This is a genomic window from Shewanella sp. SM71 (genome assembly GCF_025653905.1).
Classification (GTDB): Bacteria; Pseudomonadota; Gammaproteobacteria; order Enterobacterales; family Shewanellaceae; genus Shewanella; species Shewanella oncorhynchi.
This window is the reverse complement of sequence record NZ_JAKKRW010000006.1, coordinates 60,581-82,083: the sequence shown is the minus strand read 5'-3', so window position 1 is coordinate 82,083 and position 21,503 is coordinate 60,581. Positions and strand designations below refer to the sequence as shown.

General features: G+C 47.0%; 17 protein-coding genes. 2 read left to right on the top strand and 15 right to left on the bottom strand.

Going from position 1 to position 21,503, the window contains the following annotated elements; genetic code table 11:
* The first annotated feature begins 19 nt into the window (after positions 1-19).
* Together L5L97_RS07550 and L5L97_RS07545 are read left to right on the top strand one after the other, a co-directional pair.
* A complete protein-coding gene (locus L5L97_RS07550) occupies positions 20-931 on the top strand; it encodes a bifunctional precorrin-2 dehydrogenase/sirohydrochlorin ferrochelatase (RefSeq protein WP_263181576.1) in 912 nt (303 codons plus the stop codon).
* A gap of 176 nt (positions 932-1,107) precedes the next feature.
* Positions 1,108-1,653, top strand: coding sequence for a YaeQ family protein (locus L5L97_RS07545; protein ID WP_028761068.1), 546 nt, complete (start codon positions 1,108-1,110; stop codon positions 1,651-1,653).
* 83 nt (positions 1,654-1,736) lie between these two features.
* Here L5L97_RS07545 and L5L97_RS07540 read toward each other — a convergent pair whose 3' ends face one another.
* The 15 genes from L5L97_RS07540 to L5L97_RS07470 form a co-directional block, all read right to left on the bottom strand.
* Positions 1,737-4,193, bottom strand: a complete 2,457-nt coding sequence (locus L5L97_RS07540; protein ID WP_263181574.1) for a S8 family serine peptidase — start codon at positions 4,191-4,193, stop codon at positions 1,737-1,739.
* Positions 4,194-4,914: 721 nt separating this feature from the next.
* Positions 4,915-5,331, bottom strand: coding sequence for a rhodanese-like domain-containing protein (locus L5L97_RS07535; protein WP_263181573.1), 417 nt, complete (start codon positions 5,329-5,331; stop codon positions 4,915-4,917).
* 115 nt (positions 5,332-5,446) lie between these two features.
* Complete coding sequence (locus L5L97_RS07530) at positions 5,447-5,659, bottom strand: DUF2892 domain-containing protein (protein ID WP_105252075.1); 213 nt, start codon at positions 5,657-5,659, stop codon at positions 5,447-5,449.
* Between the two features lie 43 nt (positions 5,660-5,702).
* The gene (locus tag L5L97_RS07525) at positions 5,703-8,945 is read right to left on the bottom strand and encodes an efflux RND transporter permease subunit (RefSeq protein ID WP_263181572.1); all 3,243 of its coding nucleotides are present in this window, start codon (positions 8,943-8,945) and stop codon (positions 5,703-5,705) included.
* 36 nt (positions 8,946-8,981) lie between these two features.
* Entirely contained in the window at positions 8,982-9,995 is a 1,014-nt protein-coding gene (locus L5L97_RS07520; protein ID WP_263181570.1) for an efflux RND transporter periplasmic adaptor subunit, read from the bottom strand.
* A 176-nt stretch (positions 9,996-10,171) separates the two neighbouring features.
* The gene (locus L5L97_RS07515) at positions 10,172-10,888 is read right to left on the bottom strand and encodes an SIMPL domain-containing protein (RefSeq protein WP_263181569.1); all 717 of its coding nucleotides are present in this window, start codon (positions 10,886-10,888) and stop codon (positions 10,172-10,174) included.
* Between the two features lie 143 nt (positions 10,889-11,031).
* A complete protein-coding gene (locus L5L97_RS07510; RefSeq protein WP_263181568.1) occupies positions 11,032-11,418 on the bottom strand; it encodes a VOC family protein in 387 nt (128 codons plus the stop codon).
* A 103-nt stretch (positions 11,419-11,521) separates the two neighbouring features.
* The gene (locus L5L97_RS07505) at positions 11,522-12,817 is read right to left on the bottom strand and encodes an OmpP1/FadL family transporter (RefSeq protein ID WP_263181567.1); all 1,296 of its coding nucleotides are present in this window, start codon (positions 12,815-12,817) and stop codon (positions 11,522-11,524) included.
* Between the two features lie 353 nt (positions 12,818-13,170).
* A complete protein-coding gene (putP, locus tag L5L97_RS07500; protein WP_105253092.1) occupies positions 13,171-14,622 on the bottom strand; it encodes a sodium/proline symporter PutP in 1,452 nt (483 codons plus the stop codon).
* A 157-nt stretch (positions 14,623-14,779) separates the two neighbouring features.
* Positions 14,780-15,484 (bottom strand): DUF3379 domain-containing protein, encoded by a 705-nt coding sequence (locus tag L5L97_RS07495; protein WP_263181566.1) that lies wholly within the window; start codon positions 15,482-15,484, stop codon positions 14,780-14,782.
* Complete coding sequence (locus L5L97_RS07490; RefSeq protein ID WP_173244017.1) at positions 15,477-16,040, bottom strand: sigma-70 family RNA polymerase sigma factor; 564 nt, start codon at positions 16,038-16,040, stop codon at positions 15,477-15,479. Before L5L97_RS07490 ends, L5L97_RS07495 begins: the two co-directional genes overlap by 8 nt.
* A gap of 72 nt (positions 16,041-16,112) precedes the next feature.
* Entirely contained in the window at positions 16,113-17,834 is a 1,722-nt protein-coding gene (locus L5L97_RS07485) for a BatD family protein (RefSeq protein WP_263181565.1), read from the bottom strand.
* Positions 17,828-19,846, bottom strand: coding sequence for a VWA domain-containing protein (locus L5L97_RS07480; RefSeq protein ID WP_263181564.1), 2,019 nt, complete (start codon positions 19,844-19,846; stop codon positions 17,828-17,830). Before L5L97_RS07480 ends, L5L97_RS07485 begins: the two co-directional genes overlap by 7 nt.
* Positions 19,846-20,865, bottom strand: coding sequence for a vWA domain-containing protein (locus L5L97_RS07475; RefSeq protein WP_131525283.1), 1,020 nt, complete (start codon positions 20,863-20,865; stop codon positions 19,846-19,848). The genes L5L97_RS07480 and L5L97_RS07475 overlap by 1 nt, the downstream gene beginning before the upstream one ends.
* A complete protein-coding gene (locus L5L97_RS07470) occupies positions 20,859-21,503 on the bottom strand; it encodes a DUF4381 domain-containing protein (protein WP_263181563.1) in 645 nt (214 codons plus the stop codon). The genes L5L97_RS07475 and L5L97_RS07470 overlap by 7 nt, the downstream gene beginning before the upstream one ends.

The following is a 21,503-nucleotide window of genomic DNA, read 5'->3' as shown; positions in this document are numbered from 1 at the left end:
GCGTTCAGGATCTCATCTAATGCAATATTTTCCCTTGTTTGTCGATACGGTTAATTTGAATGTTCTACTGGTGGGGGCGGGCGATGTGGCGAGCCGTAAGTTAGCACTGCTGACACGTACTGAAGCCAATATCCACGTGGTAGCGCCAGAGGTGAACCCTGAAGTGCAACGTTATGCAGATGCTGGCCGCATTTTGTTATCCCAGCGTGAAGTTGTCCATGCCGACGTTCAAAATTATGATTTGGTGTATTTAGCTACGGCAAACGACAGTCTTAATGCAGAGTTAGCGACCTTAGCTACCGCGCGTGGTATCTGGGTTAATGCCGTTGATAATCCGGCCTTTTGCCGCTTTATCACTCCTTCTATTGTTGATCGAGGTCGTTTAGTGGTCGCGATCAGCACTGCGGGCGCTGCACCGGTATTTGCACGCACGATTCGCTCGCGTTTAGAATCTAGCCTACCGCAGTCACTCAAACCGTTATTCGATTTTGTCGCTGATAGACGCGTCGAAGTACAAGATAAACTCGATTCAACCTCGAAACGCCGCTTATTTTGGGAGCGTTTTTTCGATACCAATGGCGACCGTTTCGATAGTCGTACCACTGAGCATTACCATAATGCGTTTAATAACTTAGTCAGCCGCGGCGAAATCCTTTTGTTGGATGATACAACCTCTGTGGACTTACTGCCGCTCGCCGCCATGCCGCTATTGCAGCGCCTCGATTGTATATACAGCCAAGGTGATTTAAGCGTTGAACTCGCTGAACTTGTTCGCCGCGACGCAGATCGCGGTTTTTTACCCGCTTTCAGTGAGTTGAGTCAACAGTATGAGCTGGGTACGCGCATGCTACTGGTAGCGGATACGCAAAAAATCAGCTTGTTGAAAGCCCATTTCCCCATGGCTAAACATCTGCGACCCGGTGCGATTTAATTTCTTACCGATTCAGCCTTGGGTTCGATTTAACCTTTTGTTCGATTGCACTTTATGTTCGATTTCATGGGCGTATTCTATTGTTCGTTTGAGCTAATGCCGAGTCTCAGGTAGACTCGGCAGCCTTATTTTAGGATTTCGCTGTTTCAGGATTTCACTCTGCATTTAGGATGACTATGGCCCTCAAGGCGACCGTGTTTAAAGTCAATTTACAGATAGCCGATATGGATCGGAATTATTACCAAGACCATCAATTGACGCTTGCACAGCATCCTTCCGAAACCGATGGCCGCATGATGGTGCGTTTACTCGCGTTTATTGTGAATGCCAGCGAAACTTTAAGTTTTAGTAAAGGTCTGTGCGTCGATGACGAGCCAGAGCTATGGGACAAAACCCTATCCGGTGAAATTGAGTTGTGGGTTGAGTTTGGTCAGGCCGATGAAAAATGGCTGCGAAAGGCCAGCGGCCGTGCCAAAGTCGTGCAGCTCTTTACCTATGGTGGCCGCAGTGTACCGATTTGGTGGAAACAGAATCAGCAGGCGTTAGAGCGTTATCAGAATTTAAAAGTGTGGAATATTGCCGAAGAGTCCGTCACGGCGATGGAAGCCTTTGTTGGGCGCAATATGGCATTGCAAGTTTCGATTAGTGAAGGCCAAATTTGGTTATCGGATAATGAAACCAGCGTGTTGATTGAGCCTGAAATTCTCAAAGATATTGAATAACATGTTTTGTAAAAAAAGAGCCTGCAATTGCAGGCTCTTTCCGTTTATCACTTTTAAGTATCAGTAAGAGTATCGATTTTGATTTATTTGAAGCTCAGTTCCCAGCTATCGATATAACCAACATCACCACGGCCACTGTCTACGGCTTTTAACTTCCATACGCCGTTCGAATTAGCACCTGTCATATCTGCGGTATAGCTCTTATTGATATTGTCTGCACCAAGACCTGTGTTGTTATGCAGGGTAACCGTTTTTCCTGAAGGGCTGATCAGCTGCACTTTTAAGTCACCAATGTAAGGGTGGACTATGTTCACGACTGCAGTCACAGTACCTGAATCACCTGTGCGAGTAACCGTGATTGGGCTAGTGATCCCCGCCGCTTTGTTATCAGGAATATTATAGTTATCAGTATTGGTATAGCTCGTTGGCGTACCGCCGCCATTAGACGCTGTGTAGTTCGCCGTTAACGACACACCAGTGAAAGCCGAATCGCCTTTCACCATGGCATAGTAAGTGCCTGATTGTACGTTGGTGATTGGACAAGACTCACTATTGCCACTTTTATACGGACGGCAATCGTAATTAGTGGTGGTTGGCGCCGCGCCATATTGCACATACAAGTCCGCATCACCTGTGCCACCGTTCATCACAAAGCCTAGGTTAGTTGCACCTGCTGGAACTTCAAATGAAAAATGTAATTCTTCACCTGTTGCGCCTGCTAAACCTGTTTTCGCCACACCGTTCACGAGAACACTATCGCCCGGTTCGGTTGGATCGACAGGACCCGTTGGACCAGTACAAGATGCGTCTAGGAAGGCTTTTGCTGCAACTGCATTAACTAAACCATAGCCATAGTAGTTGTCACGACCCGCAGTACCAAGATCTTCTGCAGTCATTTTCAATGCGTTACGGACTTGCACCGCACTACATTCTGGGTGGTAGCTCCACACTAAGGTCGCAACACCTGACACATGCGGTGTCGCCATTGATGTACCGTTGTAGTACTCGTAATCTTTATTGCCTTGGTTGCTGACAGTGACTGTGGCGCCCAGTTGATTGCGCAATGCTAAGCCTGTTGCACGATCAACAGATACAGAAACCATATTGATTTCGTTGTTAGCATCGACAAGGAAGGGGTTTTGTAAGCCGGGTAATGCCGCGTTACTGTAAACAATCGTCGCACTGGCCCCCGCATTCTTACAGGCTTTAGCTGCGTTAATTTCAGGGTAGCTAGTGCCTTGATTACCAACACGTTCCACTAAACAAATCTTATTGGTCATGTTGCCGCAGTTGAAGCTTGTGCCGCTAACGGTACATTCTGCCAAAGTTGCAGTGCTGGTACCGTTAAATGGTGCGGGGACATAGCTGCCACCAGAGGATATCAGGCGATTGTGCGGCACGACACCTGAGTCAAAGTAAGACTGATTGCCGATAGTGATATCGGCTAAACGGCCTTCGCCACGGGTAACAGTCGATAGAACGGCTTCACCAGGGCCTGATATTTCCACTTGGTTGGTGTATTGGGAGAATGCTGAGTGGTCTTTATGGCTATCCACAGAGGCGACAGACATGACGCCATCGTAGGATGCTGGGTAGCTGTGAGTGCTATTCCCATCGTTACCCGCAGCAGCAATCAGGAGAACACCATTATTATAGTGGGCGGCCAGAGCGTTACGTTCAGTGGTGCTAGAACCTGAACCACCTAAACTCATAGTGACAACATTGGCGCCGTTGGTGACACAAGTGTCTACGGCAGCGACTAAGGATGAAGAGTAGCCCCAGCCAGATTCATTAAACACTTTGATCACATGAATATTGGCATTTTGATTTGGCATAACGCCGATCACGCCATCATTGTTGGCTATCGCCGCAATCGTCCCCGCAACGTGGGTACCGTGGGCGTTATTATTGCCCGGCTCAAACCAGTTACCCGTGCCTGAGTTATTGGTCCCTGTGACATTGTTGCCACCTAAGTCGCTGTGACTACGGTCGTAGCCTGAGTCGATAATACAAATAGTGCGGTTGCCCGCTTGGCTGTCGCTTAGCTGGGTTGCTCCTACAAAAGTTTGGCCCCAAGGCGTACTTTCACTTAGAAAGCGGCGTGGCATATCTTCTTCGACATATTCCACATCAGCACGGGTTTTTAAGGCATTGATCCCTTTGGCATCGAGTTTCACCGAGTAGCTGTTACTGCGGCCGATACGCTTCATTTCCTTCGCTTGTACTTTATTTAATGCGGTATGTTGGGCACTGATTTCAGCCATTTGTGGCTGATAATTCATTGTGGTTGGTAGCGTATCTGTTGTCGCGTCATTGAGTGATTGCAGATCACTCGTTGATTGCACACTATTGGCTGACATGATGGCCGCGGCATCAGTGTTTTTAAACTTCACAATGTAACGCTTTGGCAGTGGGGAGGTTTGTGCTTGTAATGCTGTGGCAAAACCTGGGGCTTGTGGTGCTGCTTGTACACCGGCTGAGATCGCAATAGCTAAGCTTGAAAGGCTTAACGCTATTTTAGTGGTTCTGTTGATTGTCATGTTCTTCTTCCATGGTCAATTTAGTGTTAATCATTATTATTTTATGTTTCATAAGAATAACTACGACTCAGATGCTACTCGGTTAGTGAATTTATCTGCGACCACAGGATTTGTAAATATTTTGTTAACAGCATGGCGGTTGGTAAGTGTTTAGATTTAATAGGCATTTATAATGCATATAAATTCAACTTGTAACTAGTTGTAACCAAGTTTTATTAAAATATTTGTTTTTTTATGTGATAAACGTGAATAAGTGAATACGAATTTACTACTTCATATACGGGTTTTTGATTGATTTTACCGTTATCAATGCATTGAAATTTATATATATATTTTTTTGTAATTAAAAATAACAAAAACAAACTTTAAGTTTTCATCATAATGAGAAGATTTTCTCAAGTGATTGATTATGCGAAATTGTTGCAAAAGGCTGTCAATAGGGTGGCGGTTGCCAATTGATTGACTTTACTTAGGCTGTTTGGGAATACGGGGGTTACTTATTTTATAGAACTACTAAAAAATCCTGTGCTCTTTCGTCCACAATGAATCTGATAAAAACTTATTAATCCACCCCTGCTTAATTTCGATATTCTATTTAGACAATAAAAAAGCGCCCTAGGGCGCTTTTAGCCGTTAAACCTTGAATGACTAGAGTTAGGTGACAGTATTTAAGTGATTTATCCTTACTTTCCCACACTAGAGCCAATTTGATGGTAGTAAATTACTTAGCGGGTGTTTTTTGTGCCTCAACTAAGCTAGAGTAACCGCCACCATTATAGGTTTGGGTGTATCCGGCAGCGACTAAGGCTTCGGTCGCAATACTGCTACGACGGCCGCTGCGGCAATACAAGACGACGGGAGCATCTTTGGCGATGCCACGCTTAGCAAACTCCTCTGTCACTTGCTCAAAGGGAATATTGACCGCATTCGCTAAATGACCTTCGGCAAATTCTTCAGGCGTTCTAACATCGAGCACCATAGCGCCTGCGGCAATTTTATCCCATGCGATTGCAGGATCTTGGTCGGCGGCGCTGGCTATCATGGGCATTAGCAGCAGTGGCATGAGTACCAGTGATTGCAAGCTTAATAGGGCTAAGCGCATTAGACTTTGGCCACTGGTTACGAGGTTGTGGGTCACTTTATCTCTCCTTGACGGCTTTTCGGCACGCTTGTATTAGTCAAGCGTGTACTTGCTCACCTATCTCTTATCTCTTATCTCTTATCTTAACTCTTAAGTAGTGACTGTATGTGGCTTAGCTTTGTTTAGCAATTTCAGCCTCTGATTTTACACCCAATTTTCGTAAAACCATGGCGGCAGGACAAAAACCGGTAAAAGCACTTTGGAATAGGTTAGCGCCAACAAATGCGGTTAACCACAGAAAGTTGTGGTGCACATAGGCGGTTAACACCAGTGACAGTAACACCATCAATCCGGCAAAAGCCATAATACTGCGTTCTAATGACATACCTTACTCCTTGAAGCCATCTTGGTGATGGCCTTTGTTGTGGTTAGTTTTGTGTTTGTATCTGAACAGTATTCATACGGTTTTTCATGGCCGTGTAGTACAGCACAGGGATGACAACTAAGGTCAGTATGGTCGAGATAAAAATACCAAAGATCAGACTGATCGCTAAGCCATTGAAAATCGGATCATCAAGAATAAACAATGCCCCTATCATGGCTGCAAATGCAGTCAGCATGATAGGTTTAGCTCGCACGGCGCCAGAGTGGATCACTGCCCGCTCAAAGGGCACGCCGGATGCGGTTTCTTGATTAATAAAATCGACCAATAATATCGAGTTACGCACAATAATCCCCGCCAGCGCTATCATGCCTATCATGGACGTCGCGGTGAATTGTGCTCCGAGCAGGGCATGTCCAGGCATTACGCCAATCACAGTCAGTGGAATTGGCGCCATGATGATAAGCGGCACCAGATACGATCTAAACTGCGCGACCACCAATAAATAAATCGCAATCATACCGACCGCATAGGCGATACCCATGTCTCTAAAGGTTTCGTAGGTGATCTTCCATTCGCCATCCCAGAGCACGGCGACTGAGTCTAACCCTGTGGGTTGGTGAATATAATGCTGATCAAACCCTAAGCCATCGACGCCATCGATTTTGCCCGCCATATCGAACATGCCGTAGAGCGGGCTGTCCAGTGGTCCCGACATATCGGCGACAACCATGATCATAGGGATCATATTCTTATGGATAATCGGTGCATCGATTTTGCCGCGTTTGATGGTTACCAGCTCAGACACAGGCACGGATTGCCCCGTTTGGCTCAGTAACTTCATATTCAGCACTTGATCTAAATCGACTTTCGCGCCTTCGTTTAATTGCAGGCGGATCGGTATCGGTTGTTTTTGCTGGGCTTGATGTAAATAACTCACATCTTTGCCGCCAACGGAGGTGGCAATCAAGTCGACAATATTGCTGTAGGGCACGGCCATCAGGCTGGCTTTACTGCGGTCGATCATCACTTGCCATTTTTGCTGGGCAGCGGGCAAGAAAATATCGATATCGACCACATCTTTGGTTTCATGGAACAGCGCCTGCATCTCGTAAGCGGCTTGCTCGCGGATTGCGGGGCTTGGGCCATACACTTCAGCAACCAGCGGCGACCACACCGGCGGCCCAGGTGGCACTTCAACCACTTTGATATTGGCTTGATATTGCTCGCCAATTTGCTGCAGTTCGTCTCGCACCGATACCGCTATGCTGTGGCTGTCGCGCTTGCGGTGTTTCTTATCCACTAGGTTCACTTGGATGTCGCCAAGCTCTTGGCTGTGACGCAGGAAATAGTGGCGCACTAAGCCGTTAAAGTTCATTGGCGCGTTAGTGCCCGCATACAATTGCAGATGCTCGACCTCAGGGACGGTTGTTAGGTAGCGACTCAAATCCTGCAATACTCTTTGTGTTTGCTCTACGGGAGTGCCTTCTGGCATGTCCACCATCACTTGAAACTCTGACTTATTATCGAAGGGCAGCATTTTAAGCACCACGAGCTGACCCACGGGGAGCGCGACGGCGATGCCGATTAACACAAATACGCCGGCAGCCAGTCCCACTCTTGCCTTACGGGCATTTTTACCCAGCAGGAAAGGACCAATTAAGTGAGTAAAGAGGCGCACCATCTTAGTTTCAGCTTCATCCTCGTGCGAGGCTTGGGCAGTATCGTGTTGGTCATTATGTTTCAGCAGTTTATGACTGAGCCAAGGAGTGACCACAAATGCCACAACGAGGGAAATTAACATGCCCATACTGGCGTTGATGGGGATCGGGCTCATGTAAGGCCCCATTAAGCCCGATACAAAAGCCATCGGCAGCAAGGCTGCGATAACTGTAAATGTCGCCAGAATCGTCGGGCCACCGACTTCATCGACCGCCACAGGAATAAGCTCGCTGAAGGAATTTTTGCCGAGCGCCATATGCCGGTGGATGTTTTCTACTACGACTATGGCATCGTCGACCAAGATGCCGATGGAGAAAATCAAGGCGAACAAGGACACGCGGTTTAAGGTAAATCCCCACGCCCAAGAGGCGAAAAGGGTGATCGCTAGCGTGATAATAATGGCCACGCCCACGACTAAGGATTCGCGTGCGCCCATGGTTAAAAAGACCAGCACGACTACGGCGCTGGTGGCAAAAATCAGTTTTAAAATAAGGGTGTTAGATTTATCCGCCGCGGTTTCGCCATAGTTACGTGACACTGTGACTTCGACATTTGCCGGGATCAACACATTGTCGACTTTAGCTATCCGCTCAATCACACTGTCGGCGATATCGACGGCATTTTGGCCTGCTTGTTTACCAATTGCGATTGTGACGGCGGGATAAATGTCGGTTTTATCTGCGTGCCAAACGCTCTGTTTAGGGATATCACTTTTTAAGCTGATTTCAGCAATATCCGCCAAATAAATCGGAATATTTTTGCCTTGTTTATCTTGATAGACACTGACGACTAATTGCTTGAGATCGTCGATGGATTGTAAAAACTGCCCAGCTTGGACCTTTATCTCTTGATTGCCTTGCACTAAGGATGCAGGCATAGAGACCATATTATTGTCATTCAGGCTTTGTCTTAACTTATCGTAGGTCAGATTAAAGCTGTTCATCTTGGCGGGATCGATACGTATGTTGGCCACCATATCGTGCTGGCCAACGGTATCGATTTCGCGAGTGCCGTGAATACGCTTAATTTCGGTTTCTAATCCAAGGGCGACATGGGTTAGCTGCTCAGCAGACACTTGCCTGTCCTTTGACCATAAGGTCAAACTGACAATGGGCACATCATCGATGCCGCGGGGTTTAATTAGCGGATCGCCCACGCCAGCGCCCCTTGGCAATTTATCCATATTGGAATAAATCTGGTTGTATAGGCTGACGATGGCATCATTGCGCGCAACGCCGACCTTAAAGATGACGATGATCAGCGCGCCATCGGGTTGGGAGAACGAGTACAGAGTATCTATGCCTTTGATTTCGGAGATCACTTGTTCCGCTGGCAGGGTGACTAAGTTTTCAACTTCCGTGGGTGTCGCACCGGGAAAAGGGATAAACACATCGGCAAAGGTGACATCAATTTGTGGCTCTTCTTCTTTTGGTGTCACCAAAATGGCGAATAAGCCAAGTAAGAGCCCGAGAAGTGCTAATAGCGGCGTGATGGCGCTATTTTGAAAGGCAGCGGCAATTCGTCCGGAAATCCCAAGTGTGGTTTGTGGTACTGGAGCATGTTTCATAAAACAACCTCGACAAAGCTTAAGTCGCTAGGGAATTTATTGCTTCTTGCTGAGCAACACTTGGTAGGCATCAACGGCCACCTTGTCACCCGACTTAAGGCCCGCAAGCACTTCTACTTCGCCATCTAAGGGCTCAGTGACACGGACTTGGGTCAGTACAAAGGCTTCGCCTTGTTTAAGGTAAACACTGCTCAGTTCGTTCATTGTGAGCAGTGCAGAGGTGGGCAGTTGGATTTTTTCCCGATCGCCATTTTTAAAGGAAGCTTTTGCCCAAGTACCGGGTTGAAGATTGGCTTCATTTTCTGGCAGATTAATTCGCACTTGATAACTGTGGCTGACGGGATCGGCGAAACTGAAAATCGTGAGGTCGGTTGAGGTGAACTCGCGCCCATTACTTAAACGGACGAGAAATTCGGGGGAATTTTTAAGTTGGTTAATGTAACGCTGTGGCACTTGAGTAATGGCGCGCATTTGACTCGCGGAAAACCCTGAAAGTAGTGCTTGTCCTGGGCTTACGGTTTCGCCAAGTTCGACAAAACGCTCAGTGACTATGCCACTAAAAGGCGCTGAAACGACAGTGTATTTTAAGGATTCGTTGGCTTTGATGACACGGGCTTGTGCTGCACTGACGGCTTGTTCTGTTGCTTTAGCATTGGCGGTGGCTTCATCCATCGCGCCCTTAGAAATCGCGCCTTGGGGAAATAGCTCTTTATAACGTTTGTATTGTGCCTGAGCTTCGACATTTAAAGCCTTCGCTTTGGCTAGATCAGCCTCAAAGCTTGCCAGTTCAGCGCCTTGCTCTTTACTGGTAATTTCCAGTAGGGCGGCTCCTTCGGGGACGACATCGTTAACATCGTAGTTGAGTTTGACAATACGACCAGAGGTTTGCGCCGATACCGTCGCTGCTTTTACTGCTTCAATGGTGGCGTCTAAGGTGACCCAATTCGGATAGGGTTTATTTAAGACTTCGATGGTTTCGACTGAGGCTGCCTGAGCTTGCGTACTGGAAAGTGCCAGCAGTAAGAAAAAAGCACGAGAAATTGATGTCATAACTTATATCACCCCAGATGTAATTTATGAGAAAATTCTAATGGAGTTGTTTTCAATAGGCAATCAATATTTATTAGAAAAATTTAATGTAGTGTTTTTACCTAATTTAGGAATAAGGAATAAGGCCTATAGCGCCTTATTCCTCGTGCTTCAGATCTTCAAATTAAGCCTAAAATTTAGTCATTTAAATAATAGGTTAGTGTGGAAACGATGCGAATTTGTTTAATGTAAGGCGTGCTGCTGTCGCGGTCTGAAATGGTGAACTGGCCTTGACTCGCACTTTTAATTTTTCCGAGGCGAGAATCCGAATCCTTAGCAAATTTTTCAGCCACTTCGCGGGCATTTTGAGTCGCTTCTTGCACCATGACAGGTTTGACTGAGTTGAGATCGGTAAACAGAAACTCAGTGCGATTATCATAATCTTGGCTGGCAATCGCTATGCCTTCTTTTACTAAGTTAATCATTTGCTTACGGGTGTTCAGCATGAGATCAATCTGTGGGGTATAAACCGATAGGTTCACTTTTGCTGAGTAACGGTATCTGACGTTGGGATCGACATAACCTTGGGCTTGGCGATCTTCTATTGAGGGCAAAGAGACAGTAATTTCGCTGTCGCTAAAGTCTTGTTCCTTTAAAAACGCCACAACACGATCGGTTTTTTGCTGAACCGTCTCATAGAGTTTAGGCAGATTGTTATCGACCTCAGTGAAATTGATTGGCCAAATTGCCACATTGGCTTTGACTTCTTTTTCCGCTAAGCCCTTTACCGTGACAGTGCGTTCCATGGCTTTCATTTGCAATAGTGCTGAGCTTGCTGTCTGTCCTACATAAACAAGCCCCGCGCAAAGGAAACCACCTAACAGCAGGGCAGGAAGGATGTTACTTTTTTCCATAAAAAGAATCTCTTGATTAGATGAACTCAGTCTACGATACCGAATAAACCTCAGTCATGCACTGGGTTTATTCGGAATAGATGCCGCTTAAGGCAGGGGAGATTATGTTGAGAGATGAGTTTGGAAATATCTGTTTAAAGCATTTATTTTTCAGGAGGGATGGCGCTTGGCTGCCATAATTCGACCTTATTGCCATCAGGGTCAATAAACCAGCCAAAGCGGCCAAATTCTGAATTTTCAATACCACCAATCGGTTGACCGCCACCTTGCTCTACTTGTACGAGGGCTTGCTCTAGATCGTCAACGACAAAGTTGAACATAAACCCTTTATCTGAGGGGGCGAAATAGTCCGTGCTATGGGCGAAAGGGGTCCAAACATGGTAGCCAAGAGTTGATTTATCTGTGTGATAAAATGCGGCGCCGCCCCAGTCTTCAATGGGGACTTGAAGATGGGTTTTATACCAAGTTGCCAAGGTAACAGGATCCGCACTTTTAAAGAAAATTCCACCGAGTCCAATGACTTTAGCCATAGCCGTAGCTGCGTTTACAGGAGTATGAATTAACTTTAGGCAATAAATGCTTAAGATACAAAAAAGCCGCAAAAAATGCGGCTTTTGGTGTTAGGAATTTATCTTAGAACTGGTAGCTGTATTGAACTGAGTAGTACATACCACTTGATTCAGTAATAGCATTAACAGGGCCTGCGATTGCGCTGTTTTCGATCAGGTGAACTTCTTCACCTTTAATATAAGCGATACCAAAGTCAACCGTGTTTTGTAGGTTGATATGGTAGCTCATACCCGCTGTGTACCAGTTACGGTCAGAGTCTGGGAATGAAATAGAGCTGATTTCGTCCACAACGCCTTGGTCATGCATATAACCTGCACGAACGGTGAATTGTTCGTTGATTGTGTAAGTACCACCTAGGCTGAATAACCATGAATCTTTCCATTGGTATTCTTTCAGCGCAACATCACCTACGGCTTGAGTCACTCCAACAGCTGGAATGGTTGCAACACCATCTTTAGCTGTGATTTGTTCAAAATTACCCCATTGGGTGTGCTGCGCTGTATAGTGCAGAGCAAACTTAGGGGTGATTTGATGAAAACCTGCAACTTGGAAGATATCCGCTAGCGGTACATCTAAACTATCAAAACTGGTGGCAACAGCCACTTGTCCAACATTTGGTATATTGGTTGATGTAATGGTATTAACATCACCTTTAACATTCACTGTTGGGCTGAAACGGTAGCTGATACCGAAACGATTGTCTTTATCTAACTCAATTGTGGCACCCACAATACCACCAAACGCCCAACCGTCAGCGTCGACGTCAACCAGAGGTGTCGCGCCCATGTTACGGGTTAAACGGCCTTCACCGTAAATGGCATCAATACCAGCACCGATACTGAACATGTCATTAATACGGTATGAAAGGCTGGTGTTAAAGTTAACAGTTGTTACTTCTGTTTCGCCAAGCAGATCATAAGGTGCTTGTGAGCCTGCTGGTAAACTCTTTGAAAGTGAGCTGGCATCGGTACCGGTACCAAAGTTAGAGAAAGCGGCAAAACCTACGGCGAACTTATCGTCGATTGGGTGGATGTAGAAAATATTAGGGATAATTTTAGAGCTACCCGCGTCATCGATGCTGCCTAAGTCTACGCCACCGGCCTTAAAGTTAACGTCTTTAACATCAACAGTAATATCGGCATAAGTTAAGCCGAAGGAGATCGCATCTTTATCGAATAATGCCATAGCAGCAGGGTTACGTGATAACACAGAAGCGTTATCGGCAATAACCGCATCACCCGCAAATGCACGGCCCATACCAGTTGCTGATTGGCTGTTTAGTTGAAAACCTGAAGCTAAGGTTTGTGTGCTTGCTAATGCGACAGAAACGGCAATGAGTGTCTTGTTGAATGTTTTCATTATTATTCTCTCTATTTTTTATAAGTATTGGATTTTTATTCGGTCCTAGTCCGCCGAAAGTATTTAAATCCATTTATTAGTCTCCGGCATCTTATGGATTCAATGTACCCTCAACAAGTCCGACCAGAAGTGAAATATGTTAATTTTCAGTTAATTAAAAGTCTTTAAAACAAGAGTGATACTTTAGTATGCTTGAATGGTCTGGCCAGATGCTTGATATGAAGGGCTTTGGGTGCTGCTATGGGTTTCAATTGAAGTTAACGGTTTGTAATGGTGTGTAGGGTATTTAAAAGGATACAAAATGTAAAAAGCGCACACTTGTGCGCTTTTAAACATATGGAAGCATATCTAGATTAGAGTGCAGACTTAAATTGTTCGAACTCTGTCGTTACTTTTTCACTTGGAGCAGAGAATTTACTGACTAAAATACCCGCAATAGTCGCGAATATAAACCCAGGAAGGATTTCGTAGACTTCAAAAATGCCACCAGTGAGTTGCTTCCAAATCACCACAGTTAATGCACCGACAATAATAGTGGCGATAGCGCCATTACGGCTATATTGCTTCCAAAACAAGGATAACAAGACTACGGGACCAAAGGCCGCACCAAAGCCTGCCCAAGCATAACTCACTAGGCTGAGTACGCTACTTTCAGGATTGAGTGCTATCACACCTGCAATCACAGCGATAGCGAGTACACCTAAACGACCTACCATCATTAGCTCGCGATCATCGGCTTTTGGGCGCAACCATTTACGGTAGAAATCTTCGGTGATGACACTTGAGCAGACTAAGAGTTGTGAGTCGATAGTACTCATGATTGCCGATAAAATAGCGGCGATTAATAGCCCACCAATCCATGGGTTAAACGCCGCTTGAGCTAAATGGATAAATACCGTTTCAGAATTGGCTAATGGCTCTTTGGCGAAATAGAGCGAGCCTGCGATACCTGTGGCTAACGCGCCAATGAGAGATAACACCATCCAGCTCATGGCAATACGGCGTGACAAGGGCAGGGCATCGGCACTGCCTATCGCCATAAAACGCGACAAAATATGTGGCTGACCAAAATAACCTAGGCCCCATGCGAGCAAAGATAACATGCCGATGGCAGTGGTTTTGTCATTGACCAATGCCAACATTGCGGGATCAATCGTTTCAATACCTGCATGGCTTTCGGGGTGAGCGAAAACGGCGAAAGGGACAATCAATAGGGCGATGAGCATTAAACTGCCTTGGAAAAAGTCAGTCCAACACACGGCAAAGAAACCGCCAATAAAGGTGTAACCGACTATGATGGCCGAGCCAATCACGAGGGCTGCGGTGTAATCAAGCCCAAAGACTTTCTCAAACAAAATCGCGCCACCGACCATGCCAGAGGAGGCATAGAAAGTAAAAAACACCAGAATAGTGATTGCGGAAACGAGTTTGAGATAGCCTTGGGTATCGTGGAAACGTTTCTCGAAAAAATCCGGTAAAGTGAGGGCGTTATCGGCGAGTTGGGTATAAATGCGCAGTCGTTTGGCAACAAATAACCAGTTTAGCCAAGCACCAATAATTAATCCTACGCCAATCCAGGCTGCACCTAAGCCGCTTAAGTAAACTGCGCCGGGTAGCCCCAGTAACAGCCAACCTGACATGTCAGATGCACCCACGCTGAGTGCGGTCACTGCGGGGCCCATTTTGCGGCCACCTAAAATATAATCATCAACAGTATCGGTAGCACGGTAAGCCCAAAAACCTATGCCCATCATCAATACTAAGTAACCAACAAATGTGATTAAAATCGGGGTTTCAATCGTCATCTTGCCTTTTCCCATCTTTTTATTATTAAAAGTGGCAAGCATGCTACCAGATGTTTGAACGTGCGCCCATTAGCAGATGTAAGTGTGATTGAAATCTAACCTCCGACAACATGAAAATATCGGAGGTTGATTTTTAAATATCATTTATAACAATAGCTTAAATAAATATATTCTTGATTTCGTCTTTTATATAGCTAAGGTCAGCTTGATCCTCACCTATGAGCAAAATAAATGCATCGGGCGTTTCAAAGCCCATTCCTTGATATTTACCGTCGGCGAAGGTTTTATCCAACACCATACGTTTCTCGAGTGGCACGATAAAGAGTGTCACCTTACTTTGTTCGCCCTGAAGCACTAAGTGCAGGCTTTTTACCCCTTGAAAATCGCAATAAGAGGTGTAATACACTTTGCCCGGTTGTTGGGTAAATTTGGCATTGCCAAAGTCTTTTATCGACGCAAGCTGGGCATTGACTTGACTAAAATTGACATTTTGATCGACATGCAAGGCAATATCTTCATGGTAGACATGGGCCAAGGCATGTTCAGCCAAATCAATAGGCCCTAAGCGTAATAGGCTGAAGCTGATGCCTACCACAAACGCGACCGAGGCTGCCATGGCCACTAAAAAAAACGTTTGCCGGCGCTGTTTATGGTGCTGTTGTAACTGCTGACGCAAAATGAGTTTGTCGGCGAGATCCTCAGCCACATCCACTTTCAATGCGTTGCTCAGTTTGGTATCAAGGTTTTTAAGCTCATTGATTAGGGCTTGGTTTTCTGGCTTGGCATTGATCTGCGCCAGAAAGTCAGCATCTTGATTATGAGGATCTTCATAAGCTTGACGTCTAAATTTAAGCTCATCCATTGGATTGACCTCTCACATCATTCTTCTCAAGTAATTCTTTCAATTGGCTCCTCGCCCGAAATAAACGCGTCATTACGGTGTTGCGATTGAGCTCCATCAGCTCGGCGATTTCATCGCCGCTAAAGCCACCAATGAGCTGGAGTAAGAGTGGTTCGCGGTATTCGATATCCAGCTTGCCAATTTGTCGACGGATCAGATATTGCTCGGTCTGCTCTTCACTGCTATTGGAGATATTGTCTTCCAATGTATCTTGCTCAACGTCGGAATAATCGAACTGTTTACGCTCGAAACGCCGCGCATTTTCACGCCTAAGAATCGTGATCAGCCAAGCTTTCGCCGCTTTATCATCCTTGAGGGAATCCAAAGCGCGCCACGCCCGCAAGAAGGTTTCTTGGGTAATGTCTTCAGCCACGTGCTTATCGCCGCATAACCAATAGGCGTAGCGGAAAATGTCTGCATGTAGCGCCTTGACTAGGCTGTTGTATCGTCGTTGTTTGCTTAGCATGTCAGAAGAGACCGCGGGCTCGACGGATTTCTTGCGCCAGTTAGCAAACATTTTTTATCTTTGGGCTTTTTGGCGGAATATTTAGCATGGTAGCACTCGCTTCTTTGTCATTAACCCCATCATTTATTTAGGATTCAGTGGGCTTAATGGCGCTGATTTTGGGTTTGAATGTTTATGCTCACAGGCCTTAACCGCGTTAAGTAAGGCGGTACATTCGGCGCTTAAGTGGCTATTTGTATTGTTAGAATTCGCACTGCTCGTATTAGCACTGTCAGTATGGTGGCTCTTATCGGCCTTCGCACTGTAGGCTTTGATTTGCAGTTGCTGTATCGCCTGTGCGAGTTGCGGAGACTGCTCGGCAATTTTATCGAGTGTCATAGGCGCTTGCTGTAACTCGCTGAAGTAGCGCTGTAACTGCAACATAATGCGGCTCACATCGCCACTGGCGCAGGCTTGCTCCAATCCTTGTAGCCCAGCAATATTCGCTGATTGTGCTGAACTGATTGAAGAGTTTACTGCAATTGGGGCGGCCGTTTGATTTTTTAAGGCGCGGCGCCAAGCGACTAAGGTGATAATCCAAGCGACTAGAGTGACCAGCCATAGCGCAGCAAAAACAGTGGTTAGCCAAGACCAGCCCTTATCGGCCGCGGAGTTGGTTTCCCATGTTGGTTGAGCTGGCGTATCACTGACAGCACCACCTTCAACGATTATGGTACGTGCGGGCAGCGTTGCAGTTTCTTGACGTTTAAGGCGCGGATTCCACCAAGGCACTTTGATTTCGGGCAAGGTAAAGGTGCCTGCTTTGCTGGGAACGATTGCCGAAGTAATACTGTACTGCGAAACAATTTGTGCATCGCGCACAAAGGTCTGCCGCTGGGGTTTTTCTGGGTATGATTTAAGCTCATCGGGCAGAGTTTGCACTATATCAGGCAGACTATTTTCATCGGCATTGGAAGCCAACAGCGTAATAGTGCGGGTGATAGGGCTACCGACGGTAAACTTTTTAATATCCTCAGGGAAGTTTTCTTTTAGCGCCACTAAATCGGCAACCAGCCATTGGCCTTGGAAACTTGTTGGTGCGGGATTCACTTGAACTGTCAGTGAGGGCGCGCCTGCTTGCATTGGGCGGCTTTCATTAAAGCCAAACATGCCGCCACGGCGTTGGGACTCTACCAGCACATCGCCAGCAAAGGTTGCACCTTTGATATTCACTTGGCCGGGCAAATCGGGAATGATGCCATAGGTGCGTTCAATCACGCGGTAACGTCGGCCATCGACTATCTCTGAACCATCCCTATCTTCACCGATTTGTTTGATCTGTGCGCCTTCGATCACTGGTGCACTCAATACGCCCCTTTGTAATTCCACCGCCAGATAGAGCTTCACCTTGTAGGTAATGAGCTGCCCAACATAGGCTTCGTCGGTCGAGACTTTGGCGTCAATGAACAGATTGTTCATTTGCGCGGGCTGGCTACCAGTTTCGACCACTTTGAGTGGAATAGGCGATGAGCTGACGCCGTCAATACTAAAGGCTGGAATGGTTAACTGGCCTTGTTGTTTTGGCGCGAGCAGTACTTGCCAGCGGGTTTCTTTGACCGCATCGAAGTTCATGATTTGCGTGCTGCGGCTCACGCTAGTACGGCCGACAATAAAATCTTTCAGTAGTGCGGATGTGTCTAGCTTGCCGGTATCGACTTCGTCATCGACACTGATGTTGAGCACAAAGTATTCGCCCTCCATCACTGGGTTGCGATCGACCGAGGCCTCAATTTTGCTAAGTGCAAAGGCGGGATGAGCCACTCCGATGGCAAGGAGTAGCAGGATAAAAAATTGTCTCGTCACCACTGTTCGTTATCCTTTGATATTTGGCCATTTTGACGGCGTTTTTGATATTCCAACTGCATCTTGTTGCGCAGTAACACTTGCGGGTCTTCACTCACGCCCCTCAGTGCTCGCTGCATTTCTGCGGGCAGTGGCTCGCTATTGGTTGGCGGTGCCTCGACCGATTCACTCATAGCAGCCTCTTGCTTATCTTGCGCATTTTGCTCTGGAGCTTCTTTGGCGGCAACGCTTTGCTTTTCTTGCTCAGCTGACTTTTGCTCTTCAGCATCTGCTTTAGCCTGCGCTTGCATCTTAGCTTCATTTTCTACAGGTGAATTGTCTACCGGCTCATTTTCCTGCGTATCCTGCTCGCCATTTTGCTGCTTGGCTTCATCCTGCTGATCCTGAGCATTGCCATTTTGCTTATCTTGCTCAGATTGTTGCTCATCCGTTTTTTGCTGTTCAGGGCTTTGATCCGCGTCGGCATTGTCCTGTTGATCCTGAGGCTCTTGCCCTGCTTGATCTTGTTTATTTTTCTGAGCTCTATCTTGGTCAGATTGCTGTTTATCCTGCGATTTTTGGTCACCGGATTGTTGGTCGCCAGACTGCTGATCACCTTGTTGATCTTGGTTCTTATCCTGTTGCTCGTTTTTACCTTGCTGTTGTTGCTGTTCCTGCAATAACTTTTCAGCAAGTTCAAGGTTGGCCTTCGCCGCAGGGAAATCAGCTTGTTTCTCAAGCGCGGCTTGATAGCGCTCCTTGGCCTTATCGGGTTTACCGAGTTGCATCAACGCATTGCCTTGATTGTAGAGGCCTTGGGCTGAGCTATCTTGCTCGAAGGTTTTCAGTGCTTGCGCAAAATCACCGGCTTTGTATTGGGCGCTGCCACGCCATTGGGGCGACTCAAACTGCTTAGCGGCGTTTGCGTAATCTTGGGATTGATAGGCCTGCATCGCTTGTTGATCTGTGGTTTTCCACACATTGTCCCACACACTGGCATGGGCTGGTTGAGGCACAGCCGCGAGCAGTAAGCTGCCAGCAAGAGTGACAAATCCAACACTGGCCACGATTCCTTGTCTAAAGCTGAAAAGGGCGGGTAGCAGTAATAATAAGGCGAGGTAAGGACCGAGATCCTGCCAAGTTTCACCATCAAGATCTGTGGCTTTCGCATCGCCAGCATCGCTTAACCATTGCTGTAATTGGGCGAGATCATTACCGTCGGTGCGATTCTGGATCAGAACGCCTTTGTTATTCACGGCCAGTTTTTGTAGCAGAGCGAAATCAGTGCTGGCCACAACGACTTCGTTGCTGCTGTCGCGTTGTAATTGTCCATCGGATAGACGAATTGGCGCGCCTTGGCTGGTACCAAAAGCGACGACGGCGAGGCGATATTGGGTGCCACTTAATGCCGAGTTAGCCTCATCAAACTGGGCAGCAGTTATGCCATCTGTCATCAGGATAATATCACCGCGAATATGCCCACCCTGAGCCAGTAGCGTTTTGGCTTGGGTCAAGCCTGCCGCTAAGTTTGAGCCACGAACGGGCATGATCTCAGGACTTAACGTCGGCAGTAAATTGAGTAGCGTGCCGGTATCGCGCGTTAACGGGCTGATAGTAAAGGCATCGCCGGCAAAGGCGACTAAACCTGTTTCACCTTCTTTAAGATTACGCAGGAGATCCGTTGCCCTAAATTTGGCTTGGGTTAACCGATTCGGCGCAAGATCGGTGGCGAACATAGATACGGACATGTCCATCACCAGTACGCGGCCTTGCTCGGCGGCAAACACAGGTAAGGATTGTTTATTAACGGCAGGTCCGGCGAGTGCTAAGGTCGCAATCAACCAAGTTAAGGCTAATAAATGCAACGGACGGCGGGATTTCTTATTGCCTTGGGTGACCAATATCTTGGCTAAGTGCGGCGCAATATAACGATTCCACGCGCTGTGGCTCTCGTGTTGCCGCCATAAACTCAACAAGGCTAAGGCTAGCGGTACTAGTGCGAGTAGCCATTCGGGACGAATAAAATGTAGGCTCATTATTTGATGTTCCCCTGTGAAGTGGTTGCGACAGAGGGTTTAACGCGGCGCGCTGCAAAGAGTGGCAATTGACCTAAGGCAATCCACAGACTCGTCAGTAATGCCAGTGCCAGCGGCCAGTAGAACAGATCTGCCTGCGGACGATAGCTTAATTGATCGCGACTCACAGGTTCGAGTTTATCGATTTCTTGGTAAATCTGGTCTAGCTCTTGGCTGTTACGGGCGCGAAAATAACGGCCGTGGGTGACGTCAGCGATATGCTTAAGTTGGTTTTCATCCAGATCCATCGAAGGATTAACCCGCTCGCGGCCAAAGAGTGTACGGCGCTCCATTACATCTGCGCCCACACCAACCGTATAAATAGTAACTTTACGATTAGCGGCAATTTGCGCTGCTTGCTCTGGTTCGATATTGCCCGCGTTGTTAGAACCGTCGGTCAATAAAATCAACACTCTATTACTCTCGTCCATTTTATCGAAGCGTTTTACCGCCAGCGCGATGGCTTCACCTATGGCGGTTTGCTTACCGACTAAGCCAATTTGTGCTTCTTTTAAAAATTGCGCGACTGAACGTCTGTCTTGGGTCAGCGGCGCCTGTAAATAGGCGTGATCGGCAAAGAGGATCAAGCCGATACGATCACCTTTGCGGCGCTCGATAAAGTCACTGACGACGTGCTGAATTAAAGTGAAACGATCGACGGTTTTGCCATTCACCACCATGTCTTCAATCTGCATACTGCCGGATAAATCCACCGCCATCATCAAATCGCGGCCTTGGCTTGGCAGTTCGATAGGTTCACCAAGCCATTGAGGACGAGCAATAGCGAGCACTAACAGGCACCACATCAGCCAGTAGCGTTTGCGACTCTGGCGCGTGTTGGCCGCTAAGCTTTGTTTACCTGTTTGGCTTATTCCGGGTAATTGCAGCCGGCCACCATCCACTTGTACTGTGTGTTGGCGCCAAAAAATCAAAGGTAAAGGCAGTAATATCAATAGCCAAGGCCATGCAATTGTTAACATTGTGCCTCCGGTTGTTTGGTGTCAGCTGGCTGGATTGGCGCTTGGCTTTTAGCTTGAGCGTCGCCACTAGCTTGAACGTAGCCCTTAGCTTGAACAAGATTCGGCTCAGGCGCACTCAGTTTTGCTTTCGATGCCAACCAAGCCTGCGCCAGTTGATGCAAATCATTGGCTTCAGCTAAGGTCAATGGCGAAGCCTGATGGCGTTTGGCCAACAAGGCGCCAATACGTTGGCGTTTTGGCGCGGGTAAATAGCTGTCTAACCAAGCCGCCCAAGCTTCACCATCTAACGAGGCTATTGCTTCTCTGCTGAGGTAACTCATGGCGGTGCGCTTTAATAGGCTGTTGACGTCAGAGGCATAGGAAGTCGCTTGTCTATCGAGCTGATTGAGTAACTGTTTAGCGGCTTTTTTCGGTGCGAAGTCACGGGCGCGTTTTCTTAGCCAGATAACTAAGAGTGTGATGAGGGCAATCACAAGAGCTAAAACCAGCCAATAACCGATTGCCCAAGGCCAAGCGCCGATCGGTTCGGGATGAATAATATCCTGCAGTTGTGCAAGGGCTGGGTTTGGCGCCGTAGAAGGCATAGGTACTGTTGCCTGTGGATTTGCTATTTCTGAATTCACTGTTGCTGGATCCAT